The 14696-nt window shown below is 57.8% G+C and carries 12 protein-coding genes and 2 pseudogenes; 7 read left to right on the top strand and 7 right to left on the bottom strand.

The features are described 5' to 3' along the window. Positions 1–17 precede the first annotated feature (17 nt). Positions 18–683 carry a c-type cytochrome gene (locus tag PQQ86_RS34290; RefSeq protein WP_408277411.1) on the top strand — a complete coding sequence of 222 codons (666 nt, stop codon included), beginning with the start codon at positions 18–20 and terminating at the stop codon, positions 681–683. A gap of 366 nt (positions 684–1049) precedes the next feature. Here the strand turns inward: PQQ86_RS34290 and PQQ86_RS34285 are convergent, their stop codons facing one another. The 3 genes from PQQ86_RS34285 to PQQ86_RS34275 all read right to left on the bottom strand — a co-directional run bounded on the left by PQQ86_RS34285 (position 1050) and on the right by PQQ86_RS34275 (position 2751). Further along, positions 1050–1283, bottom strand: coding sequence for a GNAT family N-acetyltransferase (locus PQQ86_RS34285; protein WP_408277408.1), 234 nt, complete (start codon positions 1281–1283; stop codon positions 1050–1052). After that, a complete protein-coding gene (locus tag PQQ86_RS34280) occupies positions 1284–1772 on the bottom strand; it encodes an NUDIX domain-containing protein (protein ID WP_408277406.1) in 489 nt (162 codons plus the stop codon). A 106-nt stretch (positions 1773–1878) separates the two neighbouring features. Further along, positions 1879–2751 carry an AraC family transcriptional regulator gene (locus PQQ86_RS34275; RefSeq protein WP_408277404.1) on the bottom strand — a complete coding sequence of 291 codons (873 nt, stop codon included), beginning with the start codon at positions 2749–2751 and terminating at the stop codon, positions 1879–1881. Positions 2752–2945: 194 nt separating this feature from the next. On the opposite strand from PQQ86_RS34275, the gene PQQ86_RS34270 reads away from it, so the two are divergent. Then, positions 2946–3404, top strand: coding sequence for a cupin domain-containing protein (locus tag PQQ86_RS34270; protein WP_408277402.1), 459 nt, complete (start codon positions 2946–2948; stop codon positions 3402–3404). 57 nt (positions 3405–3461) lie between these two features. Here PQQ86_RS34270 and PQQ86_RS34265 read toward each other — a convergent pair whose 3' ends face one another. Then, positions 3462–4295 carry an oxidoreductase gene (locus PQQ86_RS34265; RefSeq protein ID WP_408277399.1) on the bottom strand — a complete coding sequence of 278 codons (834 nt, stop codon included), beginning with the start codon at positions 4293–4295 and terminating at the stop codon, positions 3462–3464. Between the two features lie 94 nt (positions 4296–4389). On the opposite strand from PQQ86_RS34265, the gene PQQ86_RS34260 reads away from it, so the two are divergent. From PQQ86_RS34260 to PQQ86_RS34240, 5 genes and pseudogenes are all read left to right on the top strand, one after another. Next, positions 4390–5361: an AraC family transcriptional regulator gene (locus PQQ86_RS34260; protein WP_408277396.1), complete on the top strand. Its 972-nt coding sequence runs from the start codon at positions 4390–4392 to the stop codon at positions 5359–5361. Between the two features lie 336 nt (positions 5362–5697). Beyond that, on the top strand, positions 5698–6732 hold the full coding sequence (locus PQQ86_RS34255) for an HAF repeat-containing protein (RefSeq protein ID WP_408277393.1): 1035 nt from the start codon (positions 5698–5700) through the stop codon (positions 6730–6732). A gap of 366 nt (positions 6733–7098) precedes the next feature. After that, entirely contained in the window at positions 7099–7605 is a 507-nt protein-coding gene (locus PQQ86_RS34250; protein WP_408277391.1) for an alpha/beta hydrolase, read from the top strand. A 23-nt stretch (positions 7606–7628) separates the two neighbouring features. Beyond that, positions 7629–7751 (top strand): annotated as a pseudogene (locus PQQ86_RS34245) (RidA family protein); the annotation flags it as partial. Between the two features lie 959 nt (positions 7752–8710). Beyond that, positions 8711–9887: pseudogene (locus tag PQQ86_RS34240) on the top strand (hybrid sensor histidine kinase/response regulator). Here the strand turns inward: PQQ86_RS34240 and PQQ86_RS34235 are convergent. From PQQ86_RS34235 to PQQ86_RS34225, 3 genes are all read right to left on the bottom strand, one after another. Next, entirely contained in the window at positions 9860–12409 is a 2550-nt protein-coding gene (locus PQQ86_RS34235; RefSeq protein ID WP_408279426.1) for an ATP-binding response regulator, read from the bottom strand. The pseudogene PQQ86_RS34240 and the gene PQQ86_RS34235 overlap by 28 nt on opposite strands. 17 nt (positions 12410–12426) lie before the next feature. Next, on the bottom strand, positions 12427–13653 hold the full coding sequence (locus tag PQQ86_RS34230) for a hypothetical protein (protein ID WP_408277388.1): 1227 nt from the start codon (positions 13651–13653) through the stop codon (positions 12427–12429). 164 nt (positions 13654–13817) lie between these two features. Beyond that, positions 13818–14693, bottom strand: a complete 876-nt coding sequence (locus PQQ86_RS34225) for a LysR family transcriptional regulator (protein WP_408277384.1) — start codon at positions 14691–14693, stop codon at positions 13818–13820. Positions 14694–14696 lie beyond the last annotated feature (3 nt).

The following is a 14696-nucleotide window of genomic DNA, read 5'->3' as shown; positions in this document are numbered from 1 at the left end:
ATAGCGGGAAAATCACGATGATCGGTCCACGTTCTGTCAACATGCTGCGCGCCGGCTTGCGTCCGCTTTCGGTTGCGGCGCTCGTCGGTTTCGCAAATATCTGTCATGCACAATCCGCAGTGAATCTGCATGACACTGCCGATGGGGCGGAGGCTCCGTCCATCGCAACCTGTGTCGCGTGCCACGGCGCATTGGGCGCCGGCACCGTAAGCGGTGGGCCGCGGCTTGCTGGCAAAGATCCGGATTATCTCGCGCACGCATTGTCAATGTTCAAGGCGGGTACGCGCGCAAGCGCTGTCATGCAGACGGTTGCACTCACTCTTTCCGATAGCGAGATACGCGAGCTCGCAAATTTTTTCTCGAAGCAGGATCCGCCGCTTGCCGAAGGTGCGCCGCCGCAACAAAGTCTGGTACTGGCCGGAAAACAGCTCGCCGAGATGGGTGCAGGATCCGGCATTCCCGCCTGTTTCAGCTGCCATGCGGCCGGCGGCAAAGGCAACGGTGCACGCTTCCCGGGCATTGCAGGCGAACCGGCGGCGTTTGTCGTTGCCCGGCTACACGAATTTCAGGCGCGCGCGAAGGGGAAAACGCCGGCGCCGGGAACGATGACAGCCGTCGCGGCCACGCTGAACGACGCACAGATCGAAGCGGCTGCGGCTTACCTTTCGGTGACCAGACCTTGACGACCGGCAACGCGTGATCTGCGCGTCAACACTGTGTCGATTGGCGTTGCAACTCAACGCCTAACAGCGTTTGCGACGTGTTTCCCGTACCGCAACCCATTCCCTTTGTGTCGAGTACATATGCAATTTGCCGTGTGGCGTAACGTCGCCGTGGTATCGGGTCTGGTAGTGATGCTTACCGGCTGCACTGTGAGTAGCGACGGCTCGAGTTTGAGCGCCGCGCAGAACCCGCAGCTACCTGAATCCTATCCCTGCCAAAGCTTGCACGTTAAGCCGATGACCTGTCCACCCGGATAGGAAGGCGCCGATCGCGTTCGCTATCTCGTCGGTGGTGACGTGTGCGGCTGGGATCAGGGGAGCCCCGTTTCAGCCTGTCGCCGATCTTGAACGCAACGATTTCCATTCCCGCATGAGAAGCCCATACACCCAGGAATCCGATACTTCGCCATCCACAATGCAATCTTCTCGCAGCGTGCCTTCGCGGACATACCCGAGCTTCTCCAGCACGTGGCTCGATGCCGTGTTGCGCGTGTCGGCTTCGGCCTGAACACGGTTCAGGTCCAGCGTGTCGAAGGCAGGTCCCGAATGGAAACGTGCCAACTAACTGCAGAAATCTTTGCGGAGATACGCAGTGACCGCCCCTGTCAGCGCGATGCTGTGCAATTCCTCAGGCGATGCCAGATGCGTGGCGATAATCTCACGATTATCGAGCCGCAGCTGGGGTATGCAATCGAGATGCAGTTCAAAGAAATGCACCCGGTCTCTTCGCCCGTCCCAGGTGCCATAGACGCTGCCCGCGGGGAGTAATGTGTACGACGGCAGACCAATCTCCTCTTCCATCTCGCGCTGCGCCGCGACATCAGCCGTCTCACCGGGATGGACACTGCCGCCGGGAAAATTCCACTCGGCCCGGTACGATGACTTCACAAGCAATAGCGCCTGCCCGACGTAGATTGCGACTAGCGCGCCCTCATGGCGAGGCCGCCGAAGGTGCCACCAGGCGCGAGCGAGCGGGAATCCGAGGCGAAGCGCCATGCGCCAGACTAAGTCGAATACTCGGCGAATCTTAGGATCGGCTCGCGTCAACATGAAGATTTCTCTCAGAAACGTCAGCGCACAACAGTGAATGTCGCATTGTCGCCAACTTCTGAGCAACGGTCCAGCGACCGCAAGGTCGCTGCCGCAGATCGCCCCGTCACACAAGGGGAATGTAGATATCGGTTTGCCACTGATCCTGCGGCGTCTCCGGAAAGACGCTCAGGTAGTGAAAGAACAAGGGATGGTCCCGAAGCTCCTCCCCACTTGCAGGAAGCCAGTCGCGATAGATCGGATAGATTGTCTCGCCGACGTGGTCGGTCGATCCGGTGTGCCGAACCACGGCACATCGACCGCCCGGAATGACGAGTTCGCGGATACCGTAGACGTTCGACGCGACCGGCTCGTCGATTTCTCCGCAGATGTCGAAGCGAAATGCATCCGCCGGTGTCGTGTCCGGGTTATTGCGTGGGATACCAAAACTTCTGCTCGACGCAACCGGAGATTGCCCACTTTGCTTGCGCCAGTCGATGAACTTGCGCACGCTCTCGTTGACGAGCCCAGGCGATCCGCAGTGTTCAAACGCGGCGACGCGGGTTTCATAAAAATCGACAATTTGTACTTGCATGGTGAGTTGCCTTGAAAGATAGGGAATGACAAAAGTCGCACTCCAGATCTGCCAGCCTGGATGATGCCGAAACGAACTCGGCGCCGCGCCGAATGCACGCTTGAATGCGCGACTGAAGGCTTCGGGACTATCGAAGCCCGCTTCGAACGCGGCGTCGAGCACCGAGCAGAACTCACGCGAAGCCAGGCGGTGGGCAGCCCGACGCAAGCGCATCAGTTGCACATAGCGTGCGACCGGTACCCCCACATAGGCTGAAAACTGCCGATGAAAATGGAACTTCGAGAAGTTCGCAATGCGACTTAGCGCTTCCACTGACAGGTCGCCATCGAGGTTCGTTTCGATGTACGCAAGTACGGCATTGAAGCGCTTCGTGTAAGCATGAGTGGCGTCAACATGAGCTTGCATGGTCTGGTATCTGGATTGTGCGACTGGCGTTATGGTCGCTCATGGTCGAAACATCGCGCCTAGCCGTTCTTGCTCAATCTCTGGACTACGGAAACTCGCGGAGATGCGTGCCTGTCACGGGTGATAGACTTTCCTACGCACCTTGGTGCGTAGCGAACCGAACAACGACGTCACAATCTATTCGGAGCCATCGCATGATCAATGAACGACATACGGTCACCCGTGCTAGCCCCTTGTCCGCAGACGGGTTGTGGATCCCCGAGGGTCCGGGTAAGTGGTCGCGGCCGCTGCGCTTCCTGAAAGATGGTCGCGGCTGGGTGGAACTGATGCGTCTGGAGCCAGGTACCAAGCTTGGCCTGCACCGTCATACCGGCGAAGTGCACGCCTTCAACCTCGAAGGGCAGCGTCGCCTCTGTAGTGGCGAAATTGTCGAGCCCGGCGACTACGTGCATGAGTCTACCGGCAACGTCGACTGGTGGGAGGCGGTCGGTGACAAACCACTGGTCGTGATGGTGGTGGTGATGGGCATCGTCGAGTATCTTGGCCACAATGGCGAGGTCAAACTCCGCATCACAACCGCCGATCGCCTTGCCGACTATCAGCGCTACTGCAGCGAGGCGGGCATCGAGCCGCAGGATCTGCTCGAGCGCTGAGCGTGGCACCCCGGTCTGCAGATGCAGGCACTCATGTCCTCCTGGCACCAGCGGTCTTCAGCCGTCAGTCGAGACCGTGACAGACTCCCAGTCACGGATCTCATTTCCCAACGCGGACAACTTGTCCCTCACGAGTCCGAGCGCATCGCTACCGAGCAAAAGATGCGTGGGAGGGTGGTCCGCGGCGATTGCGGCGAGCATCGCGCGTGCCGCCTTCTGGGGATCTCCCAATTGCTTGCCGCTTTTTTCCTCACGCGCTTTGCGGATGGGTTCGAAGATAGCGTCGTAGTCCGCAATCGAACGGGGCGTTCGCGTCATCGAGCGACCCGCCCAGTCGGTGCGGAACGAGCCTGGCGCGACGGCTGTTACGGCGATGCCGAAAGGCTTGACCTCTTTGCCAAGCGCCTCAGAAATGCCCTCCAGCGCGAATTTGCTTCCGCAGTAGTAGGTGATTCCTGGCATGGTGATGTGGCCGCCCATCGACGTGATATTCAGAATGTGGCCATGTCTGCGCTCACGCATGAAGGGCAGCACGGCTTTTATCATGGCGACAGCGCCAAACACATTCACATCGAACTGTCTGCGCATCTCCGACAACGGCGATTCTTCCATGACGCCTTCGTGTCCGTAGCCGGCGTTGTTGACCAGAACGTCCACGGGTCCGACGCTTGCCACGATTTCCGCCACGATGCCGTCGATGGCATCGAAGTCGGTCACGTCGAGTACACGTCCAAAAGCAGCTTTCGCGGACAGCGACTCGAAATCACGCTTTGCCTGCGCACTTCTCACCGTACCGACGACTTTGTGTCCCGCCGTTAACGCCTCTTCTGCGAGCGCACGGCCGAAGCCGCTGCTGACGCCAGTGATGAGCAAAATTTTGCTGGATGCCATTGAAGCTTCTCCCGAATGGTGTCTGGAGAACGCATACTAGTCTGAAGGACGAGGCTATCTAAGCCATATTCCGCTATTTTTCTTGCCTAAAGCTATGAGTACGAAGCGGACCTCTACGCACAATCCGGATCTTTCCCCGGGAACCCAGAAACGCATGATTGCGTTGCTCCGCGCGTTGGCGCCGGAGGAGGGCTACAACCTCACGGCGCTGCCGAGCGTCCGGATCCTGCGTTCAAACCGGCCCCTGTCACGCACGCCGGTTCTCTACGACCCCGGCATCGTGATCGTTTGCCAGGGCCGCAAGCGAGGTTATTTCGGCGACCAGCTCTATCTGTACGACGAGCATCACTACCTTGCCGTGTCCGTGCCCGTTCCGTTCAGCATGGAAACCGAGGCAACCCTGGAGCGCCCGCTGCTCGCGCTGTACCTGCACCTCGATTTCACACTGGCCGCTGAACTGGCCGTACAGATCGATCGTGAAGGCGCAGCGGAACACATGCACGCGCCTCAGAGCATGATGTCGACGCCGATGGATGACGCGATGCAGGCGTCTGTGTTGCGCTTCCTTGAGGCGATGCATCGGCCACTTGAAGCTGCTGTATTGGGCCCGGGCCTGCTGCGCGAAATCTATTTCCGTGTGCTCACCGGAAAGCAGGGAAGCTCGATGCGCGAAGCTTTGGCGATGAAAGGGCAGTTCGGCCGGATAGGCAGGTCGCTACGCCTCATCCATGCCAGTTACACGCAACCGCTGGACGTGATGCAGTTGGCAGAGGAAGCGGGAATGAGCCTTCCGAGCTTCCATAGCCACTTCAAAGCAATCACACACGTTTCACCGATGCAGTACGTGAAGTCAACGCGTTTGCATCAGGCTCGCCTGTTGATGGTCCGTGAGGATCTGACTGCGGAGGCCGCGAGCCACGCAGTGGGCTACACGAGCGCGTCCCAGTTCAGCAGAGAGTTCAAGCGGCTTTTTGGCCTGACGCCAGCGGCGGAGACGAAGCGTATGCGCGAGAGTTTCGCCATTCCGGCAGCGTTCGACGATGCGACCTATATTTCGTCACACTGAGGTTGGCAGAGCTTTTAGCGGTGAAATGGGATCGGTGCGTCTGGCGCAAGAAACGGCTTCAAATCGTGTCAAGGGATCGCGCCTTGCTGCTGACTTTCGCGCATTCGGCGTAAGAGGCCCAGCAGGTCGAACGATCAAACCCGAGCGAGCGTTTAATCCGCTATCAAGCAAAGGCAAGTCATCGCAATTTCGCATTGTCATTAATTTGCCTCGCTAGTTAATAAGTTGAAACAAGGCACTCCGTAGACTAGAGTGGTCGGTAACTTCTGTCTGCATGCATGCCCTGTTCTCCAACACGGAAAGCCGATAGGCTTTACTCCAGGAAAGGGAATCACTATGCAATCCGCATGCAATGTGGTTGGCAATGTGCGCTATGTTCGTCGCGTCCTGATTGTTTTCACTCTGATCGCGGTCGCTGCATTCCAGCCTGCCGTAGGCCAAAGTCTCGTCATCAAAGATCTCGGCGCGCTCCCCGGTGAATATAACTACAGCAACGCTCTCGGGATCAACGAGCGCGACCAGGTGGTCGGCTTCTCGATCACAGCGGGCGGGAACACGCACGCTTGTCTGTTTGAAAACGGGGTAGTGACCGATCTGGGCACGTTCTCGGGTGGCAGCAACAGCTCAGCTAACGCTATCAACAATCGCAGCCAGGTGGTCGGTTACTCGAGCACCGCACGCGGGGAAACCCACGCCTTTCTGTTCGAGCACGGGGTAATGAAAGACCTGGGTACGCTCCCCGGTGGCAACTACAGCATAGCTTCCGGGATCAACGAGCACGGCCAGGTCGTCGGTTCCTCGTCCAACCTGCGCGGATACGTTCACGCTGCCCTGTTTGACAACGGGGTGGTGACCGATCTGGGCACGCTTCCAGGTGGCACCGACAGTGGAGCTTTGGCGATTAACAGTCGTGGCCAGGTGGTTGGCTATTCATCCACCGCAAGCGGGTATGCGCATGCCTTTCTGTATGACCATGGGGTGATGACCGACCTGGGCACGCTCCAGAGTACCGGACTCAGCCATGCTCAGGCGATCAACGATCGCAGCCAGGTGGTCGGCATATCGTCTACCACAAGCGGGGACGTGCACGGCTTTCTGTATGAACACGGGGTGATGACTGACTTGGGCACGCTCCCTGGTCGCAACGATAGTAACGCTTTCGGGATCAACAATCGCGGCCAGGTGGTCGGCGAGTCGGATGCCGGAACCAACCCGTACTTGCCGCACGCGTTTCGGTTTGAACACGGGGCGATGACTGACCTGGGCACGCTCCCAGGGGACAACTTCAGTGAAGGTGTCGGGATCACCGGGCGCGGCGATATCGCGGGTAACTCCACGTTGCACGCTATTCTTTGGACACGAGAAAAATAATTACCGGTCTCTAGTGGTTTACAAGTTGGTGCCAGCGACCGTAGTTGGCCGAACCCGGAAGTTCGACGTCGAAGTGACTTGATCGAACCCGGGCTTGCGTCGAACTTCTGTAGTCGACCCGTTGCGGTCGATTGAGTCGCTCGAAACCCGTCACTCAGCGAAACAAGCCCAGCGGCAGATTCCTGAAAGCGAAAACGCGCAGATTTATCTGCGCGTCTCAACGTTATTCCCTCAACAGACAAGGACGTCGAGGCACCACTCAATCAACGACACGTCACGCCAAAGGGAAACGAGATGTTTCGGAAGCTTCTGGGACTCGCATGATCGCTGCGTTGTAACTTTGTCGAGCCTAAGGAAACAGCCGCCATGCGCATATTCTCCCTCGCGATCGCTCTGCTGACACTCTGTGTCGCATCAATGGCATTGGCACAAACGGCTCCATTCCATGCTGGCGTCACCCGCATTTCGGTATCTGGCGAAGATCGGTTGGACACCTTCGTCTGGTATCCGACTGAGGCTCAGGAAATACCTTGGCAAGCTGGTCCGTTTCCTATATCAGCCAGCCACAACGCGCAGGTTGCGGTGTTGTTCACGCCTACCGGCCTCGCAGCTGTGAAGATTCCCACGCTCGTGTTCCGGCCGAAGCAGAGCGACCTCGGCGAGGAGAACTTGAACGCGCTGACAGCAGGCCTTCCGTACCCACCCAAGGTCGACTATGTATCGGGCGGACATTTCGTCATGACGGATGTTTGCCCGCCAGCATTAATGGCGGTCGCGCCCGAGGTGTGCGATGACGCACAGGGTGTTGATCGTGCGGCGATACAGGCTGACATCCAAGGGCAAATCGCAGCCTTTTTTCATAGCAAGCTTTAGCACCCTACGACGTTTCCAGCATGCCATATCCAGTCACAACGACCGTCCAGGTCGAACGTCTATACCGCCCCGAACTGATGATCGAGATTGCGGCGATCGCTGAAATTCCTCGCTCCGGGTTTCGCCAACCCGAGCGGAACAACTAGGCGCTGCTTGAGTGGCCTCTAACTCCTGATGTTCCCGATCTGATCCGACGAATATTCAACGTACCGGCTTCACACTTTTCGCAGGACCGCCAGCACACGACTGGCAACGTCGGGCGATTCGTACTTGAGGCAATGAATCCGAACATACGTGGTCTGTCGGCTGGGCAAGAATCCCAACTTGAGGACGCGTTCGGCTGCAAACTCAGAGCGATTTGGGTGCACATTTAGCGAGCTCGCGGTTCCGTTCCAGCGTTAGCGATAGTTAACAAAGTTGATGATGTCATTGAGGAACCACGGCAAAATCAATTGCGTATCGGGATCGCTGACACCGACGCTGAGTCTCGGTCGCTTTGACGTGGGGCCGCCAGGCGTCGCACCGTTGGGAGTGTGCAGAATGTAGGTATCGGTGTCGGCTGGACTTGGCCGGACGGTCTGATTATTCGCGGGCGACCAAGTCGAGGCGCAGCCGGCGGTCAGTACGACGAGGGTCGCTGCGAACCAAAAGGGTCTCATGATGGCGTGAACTCCGAACTCAGTCCGATGCCGAATGGATAAAACGGTTCTCGATAGATCGGTCTACGGCCGGCGCTTGGCGACACGGTTTCGACCACTCGGGATCTTTGGCGCCACCAGGCGTTAGCTGTGGCTCCTTGCCGTCTACCACCGTCGGTAAATCGGAAGCGGAAAATTTCACCACCATCGACCGGATCGGCGATATTGGCTAGTGGTGCCTGTTCAGTCCTGTCATATGTCTTACGTGCCATGCTCAATCCAGAAAATCGCTTACGATAGTCACCGGCCGCTACAGCGGTAGCTGACCGCCGCGCCAAGCTAGCCACTGCACGGGCGTTGCCCTTGCGGAGGGAATCTACGCGTATATTCTCTATCCGACGTACCAGATCTGATTTTTTATTCCCCGCGAAGTACGCTATGTTCAAATTCGATTTGCTGGGAACGCAATGAGTGACACTATGCAGCCGCCTTTTTCCGTTCTCTTCGTCGACGACGACGAGATGTCGCGCAATCACTTCGCACGCGCGATCCGTAAAGAATACTGTGTGCATGTCGCTCAGGGTGTAGACGAGGCGATGGCTATGCTGAGTGAATACGGAGCGGAGATTGCCGTACTGGTGACCGATTTTCGCATGCCGGGGCGCCATGGAGATGATCTGCTGCGCCAGGTAGCGCAGGAGTATCCGCAAATCGTTCGGATACTTGTGACCGCCTATGCTGATAAAGACATGTTGTTGCAGACGGTCAATACCGGTGACGTATTCCGTATCCTCGAAAAGCCGCTTCGGGCCGAAACGGTGCGCGAGGTCCTGCAACTGGCAACTGCACGCTACACCGAGCGGGAAACGCGTCAACAGCGCTTGTTGGCGATGGATGAGACGCTTGCTTTCCTCGCCCACGAGTTGAATACGCCATTGGCAACGATCTCGCTTTTTGCGCGTAGCGTCGAGACCGACGTTGCTGAGCAATACGATCCAGAGCGTCAAATGGCGATCGGCAAGGCGGCAGCGTCAATGCTTAATAACGCGCAGTATTGCCTGACGCTGATCTCGTCTTTCTGGGCGGCGGTGCACAAAAACGGAGGCCAACAGTCCGCATCGGGTACTGGAATCCACGAGGTGAGAGCGACGCGATTGATCGCTACCTTGCTCGATACCTATCCGTTTGCCGCGTCGCAGCGCGACTGGATACGGGTCGACGTGCAAGGGGATTTCATCGTGCACGCAATGCCCAATTGCGTGGCGCTCGTACTCTCTTCGCTGTTGTCCAACGCGTTGCGTGCGCTCGACGGTGCGCCCGCGCCTTCGTTGCGTCTCGAAGTAGTGGACACCCCCGAGCCTGAGATCCGTATTCACGACAACGGTCCGGGGATTGCACCGGAGATAAAAGCGCGTCTGTTGCTGGACCCCGTCACGACTTACGCAGGGTCCGGCGGGCACGGCATGGGCCTGATCTTTTGCAACCGCATCATGCAATCTTTTGGCGGGTGCCTCCGGATCGAATCCACGTTGGGTGCGGGCACTACCGTGACAATGGGGTTTTCCCGGTTTCAAAAGTCGAATGCACGTCACTGACGCCGGGGAGCCGTCCGACGGCTACCCATCACTCAGCACATCCCGATGATCGCGACGTGCTTTGGCCGAACCGAAATACGTCTCCAGCGCGTTAGCTGAACGCTCACCCAACACGCAAATCCGCGCAAGCCAGTCAGCCTCCGAAGGCCATTCGCCTTCTACCACTCGCGGATAAATCTGCCTCGTGAATTGGTGCAACCCCTTTGCTCCGATATTGCCGCTGACGCCAAGAAGGAGATGTAGTACTCCGCGTGCCGATTGAAGATCACGAGCCGTCACACTGATAGTAAGTTGCGCCATAAGCACGCGAATCTGCTCAATGCCGTTGAGGAACGACTGATCCAGCAAATCAAGCGCCATAAGCTCCTTGAGGTGTTTCTCGTCAAGCAGATCGTCTTCCGTGACTGTCGCGGGCTTTCCGATTGGACTAGCCGATGTTTGAGATAGATCTGCCTTCGCTGGAACATTCAAGGTACGTTGCTGGGCAAACTGCCTTGCAAGAGAGGCATACAGGGAACCGACCTGCACGGGTTTTATCATGACCTCGTTCATCCCTGCAGCGAGGCATGCCTGTACGGCTTCCATATCGGATTGGCTGGTCAAGGCAATGATCGGTACCTGGGCGTACGAGTCGGTACGGGCGCGAATCAACGCAGTGGTTTCCACACCGCCCATTCCTGGCATATTCAGGTCCATCACGATGGCATCGATAGCGTTGTCTTCCTGCAGCCTGGCCAGCACAGCCAGCCCATGTTCGGCCTCGACGACGTTCGCGCCGCATCGCTCCAGATAACCTTTGGCAACCAGCCCGCTGTAGGTGTCGTCGTCCGCTACCAGGATCGTTTTGCCGGCGAACCCATCGAAACTCTGATTCGCATGATGCTGTTTGCCGTTTTCGAAGAGCGTCTGCAAGGTGCCAACCAATTCCACCACGCCGCAGGATTTGCTGATGAGTCCGTCCATGCCGGCTTGCCGTGCGAGGACGCGCGCCACATTGCTTGGCTCTGCCGTATAAGCGACGATCAGGACATTCCAGTTAGGTTCTTGACGGCCAGCGCGGATTTTCTCGGTGGTCGTGTAGCCGTCCAGACCCGGCATGTTGATGTCCATCAGCACAAGGTCCCACGGCGTTGCCTGTCGCAGCATGCTCAGCGCCGTCTCCCCGTCTGCGGTTTCGCTAACGTCCGCGTCCACTTTTGACAACGCGCGGCGGGTTCTCGCCCGCTGACCGGCATCGTCGTCCACGACAAGAATGCGTTTCCCCCTGAAAAATGGCGTGGCGTGGTCGAGAGTCTTCTGCTCATGGCTCGCGACTTCGCTTTCGGAGACGAGGGGAAATTGCAGCGTGAACTGTGTAAATTTTCCGACTTCCGACCGGCAGTTGATGGTGCCGCCGAAGGCGCGCATCGCGCGCTGGCAGTAGGCGAGCCCAAGCCCGGTACCCGCCGAATTTCCCGCCGTGCGGAAAGGCTCGAACAGATGCGGCAGTATGTCAGGCTCAATACCGGGACCTGTGTCATGAACGATCACCGTTTGCCGGTCGACCGTGAGTGTGAGCGTCGCCAGAGGATGTGCGGCGATATGATGGAGCGCGTTCTTGATCAGATTGAACAGGGTGAAAAGATAAACAGTTTCATCGACCTTGAAGGTGAAATTCTCCAGTACCACGAGTCTGACTTTGCCGCGCTCCTTCTGATCGCCGAAACCGTATTCGTCCAGCGCTTTGCGTGTGGTACTCGCCGCACTCAGATAGGTCAGGTAGTCGGAGCGGATGGGTTTTGCGCTGACTTCGTCCAGTGTCATCGCGATAATACGCAGGCCTCGCTCAATCGACAGTTGACCGTGGGCGAGATGACGATAGAGCAACGCCGCCCCGTCTTGCGACAACGCTGTCGACGGGTCGGATTCGGTCCTCGCAGGCAGCGCATCTTCCACACGATCCAGAACGTGCTTTAGCTGGCTGAGGGGATTACGCATTTCATGGGCAATCGAGCCCGCGAGGGCCTGCAAAGCCCGGTTTCTTTCGACAAAGATGCGTCCTTTGCTGATCGCATAGCTGAAAGCCATGCTGCACAAGACAACGACCGGCAGCACAGCGAGATCGGACTGGTTGGCCGCGGTCAGAACGATCGGAGCCGGTGAGCTGGCCACCGCAGCCAGCGTGCCGGAAAGAATACCGATGCCTATGCAGCCCATCAGCAAAAGCGGGTTGTCGATGCACAGCGCCATGATGAAAAGCATCATGACCTCGGTCATCATCCACATGGTGGAGAATGAATTTCTGATCGCGAGGAAAGTACAAACAAATGGCAATACGTAGATCAGGCAGCAATGCCAATAGATCAGCAGGTAATTGTTATACCGCCTCGGCCAACGCGCCTGAAAGATCAAGGGAATGCAGATGACAGCCGCACTCAACCGGAGGAAGAGGTTGTCGTACGGCTGCGGCAGGACATACGTCCAGACGACGTAGTAAATGGGGTGGCACAGGAGGCCCAATATGCCTCCCCATCGAATTGCAAGCCGGCTTCGTTCCAGCAAATCCCGCATGCTCTCGCGCGGCATCACCATCTGGCCTCCAATGACGTTCACGAGCCTATCAGTTCATGTTTGCCACTACGCTGGGTATCCAGGGTAATCGTCGAACCGTCTTTGCCATGAAAAGGCCCGACCGAAAACCCGTACTTCTTCAGAAGACCGTGCGTATATGAAACGGACCACACAGGAGGGCTGCCGATGATGAAATCGGAAGCGATGCCTTCCTGCCAGGCTGCGTAGCCTTCGGCGAAACAGGTATAGCAATCGCGGGTGGTCGGCAATCTGAACGGAAACACGGTGTTCAGTCCGGCAGGGCCACGGGCGAAGCACTCAATATATAGCGTGTGGGCCCGCGACGCGAGTTCAGCCTCGATGCTTGCCGCCCGGGGATGAGAATCGTCGATCCAGAACTGCGCCCGTTTGAGGTCAGAAGACGTGAGGTAGGGAACGCTGGTACTGCTGACGAGGATTGCGCCATCGAACTGCGGCAACGGCGCGTCCGGACTGAACGTGTGTACCGAAACCCGGGTTCGTCCGAGCAGATCGGTTGCCAGCAGTTCTTTGGCTTGCTCCTTGAGCAGGTTCACCTTGTCGGGTAAATCGATCAGAACAAGCTCTTTCGGTGCATCTTTGTAAAGCAGGTATTTAGCCGCCGTGACGCCGAGCCGCCCAGCGGCACCGAATAGAGCGAGCTTCGTCTTGCCGAATTCGAGATCAAGTTCGTTGCAGCAGTGAATGGCCCAGTCTTTCAGCATCGCGGCGGTGGCGGCATGACCCGTGGTGATATGGGGCGGCTTTGTATTGCGGGGGAGTGCGCCGTAGTTGCAGGCGTAGGGCGTGGAGGCGCCCATCGCCACCATGCTCAATCCCGCCTGCCTTGCCAGTTCCAGAGCCGGAAAAAATTGCGTCTCCCGAAATCGCTTGATACCGCGTGGGCTCCCAAGCCACAACTCGAGAGGAACTGGACACGCAATATTGGCCCCTATGACCTGAGATCCCGAATAGATAGGCGATGCGATAAAAGGCTTTGCTTTCCAAAGCTCTTCTTCAAATGATGCATTTCTGCGTTTCACATTATGAAATGAAAATGAAAGCGTATCCCAGTCCGTAGCGTGAAACAGAAACCCAATGCCACCTTGGCCCGCCGACAGGTTGTCCCGTATCTCTTCTGGGTGAATGGTATGTTTGAGCGTCAAAGGCGCACTATTGGGGTGCAGGCTGGAGTTGGCCTGCTCATCGAAATCGATCGTAATTTCCTGTTGAGGAGACGTTCTCATTTGGGTTCCCTTAGGTTGAACTCACGCTGGAAAGTCAGCGCAGCATCGTCAGTCAGGATTGACTGCCGACATTCAACTCTAGAGAAATCCGGCGCGGTGTGTCCGTCTGTTCGGTCGCATCGTGAAAGTTGCACGATTAGCCGCTATCCAGAAAGTCGAGTACTTCAAGTCGACCCTTTGGCGACAGTAGCGGCCTTAGCGCACGCCTTACGTATCTTCGGGCCAACTCCGATACTGCCTAATACGGCGACTACGGCCTCTACAAGCGGATTATCCCGACCGGTACTCCAGGCAACAGCGGTAGTCACCACACTTACGTTTTCCTTGAGTGGGCGAAACACCACATTGTCGGGAGCCAGTTTCTTCAGCGAAGCCGGCACCAGGGCAATGCCCTGGCCGCAGCCCACGAAAGCAACCTGGGACGCCACCGAACGGACCTCATGCAGGATTCGCGGAGAGAACCCGTTGGACCGGCAGGACGCCACCAGACTATCGAAGTACACCGGGCTGACCAGCCGCGAAAACATGACGAAGTCCTGATCTGCGAGCGACGCCAGCCTGATGCGTGAAGTTCCTGCCATCGCGTGGTCACGATGCATGGCCACCGCCAGGCGATCCTGGGCCAGCGGCAATGACTGAATGGTCCCACCAAGTTCGCCCTCCAGTCTGGCGAAAGCCAGGTCAATGTCGCCCGCCTCGAGCGCTGGAACTGCCTCCACACTGTCGATCTCTTTGACCGATATCGTGAGTTGCGGGTACTCGGACTTTAGCCGCTCGACAAGTGGCGGCAGAACATCCAGCATCGCCGACGAAATCGCCCCGATTGTCAGGACGCCACTTCGCCCGGCGACCGCCTCGCGCACCGAGAGCTCAAGTCGCTCAAGCTGTTCCGCGAACTTACGCACCGCAGGCAGGATCGCAGCTCCAATCGGCGTAAGCTGCGTTCCACGCCGGGAGCGCTCGAACAGCTTCACCTTCAACGCCTGCTCGAGCGCCTGGATCTGCTCAGTCAGCGGAGTGCAATCACGAGCTTTTGCCACTTA

The organism is Paraburkholderia sediminicola, assembly GCF_046026675.1.
Classification (GTDB): Bacteria; Pseudomonadota; Gammaproteobacteria; order Burkholderiales; family Burkholderiaceae; genus Paraburkholderia; species Paraburkholderia sediminicola_F.
Note: the sequence above shows the minus strand (reverse complement) of the source record. Positions and strands in the feature narration are given on the sequence as shown.

Bases quoted from the DNA above. Each gene is read 5' to 3' on its own strand.
- PQQ86_RS34275 (WP_408277404.1), bottom strand. From the start codon at position 2,751: ATGCAAGCTCATGTTGACGCCACTCATGCTTACACGAAGCGCTTCAAT.
- PQQ86_RS34260 (WP_408277396.1), top strand. From the start codon at position 4,390: ATGAGTACGAAGCGGACCTCTACGCACAATCCGGATCTTTCCCCGGGA.
- PQQ86_RS34265 (WP_408277399.1), bottom strand. From the start codon at position 4,295: ATGGCATCCAGCAAAATTTTGCTCATCACTGGCGTCAGCAGCGGCTTC.
- PQQ86_RS34230 (WP_408277388.1), bottom strand. From the start codon at position 13,653: ATGAGAACGTCTCCTCAACAGGAAATTACGATCGATTTCGATGAGCAG.
- PQQ86_RS34235 (WP_408279426.1), bottom strand. From the start codon at position 12,409: ATGGTGATGCCGCGCGAGAGCATGCGGGATTTGCTGGAACGAAGCCGG.
- PQQ86_RS34290 (WP_408277411.1), top strand. From the start codon at position 18: ATGATCGGTCCACGTTCTGTCAACATGCTGCGCGCCGGCTTGCGTCCG.
- PQQ86_RS34255 (WP_408277393.1), top strand. From the start codon at position 5,698: ATGCAATCCGCATGCAATGTGGTTGGCAATGTGCGCTATGTTCGTCGC.
- PQQ86_RS34250 (WP_408277391.1), top strand. From the start codon at position 7,099: ATGCGCATATTCTCCCTCGCGATCGCTCTGCTGACACTCTGTGTCGCA.
- PQQ86_RS34280 (WP_408277406.1), bottom strand. From the start codon at position 1,772: ATGTTGACGCGAGCCGATCCTAAGATTCGCCGAGTATTCGACTTAGTC.
- PQQ86_RS34270 (WP_408277402.1), top strand. From the start codon at position 2,946: ATGATCAATGAACGACATACGGTCACCCGTGCTAGCCCCTTGTCCGCA.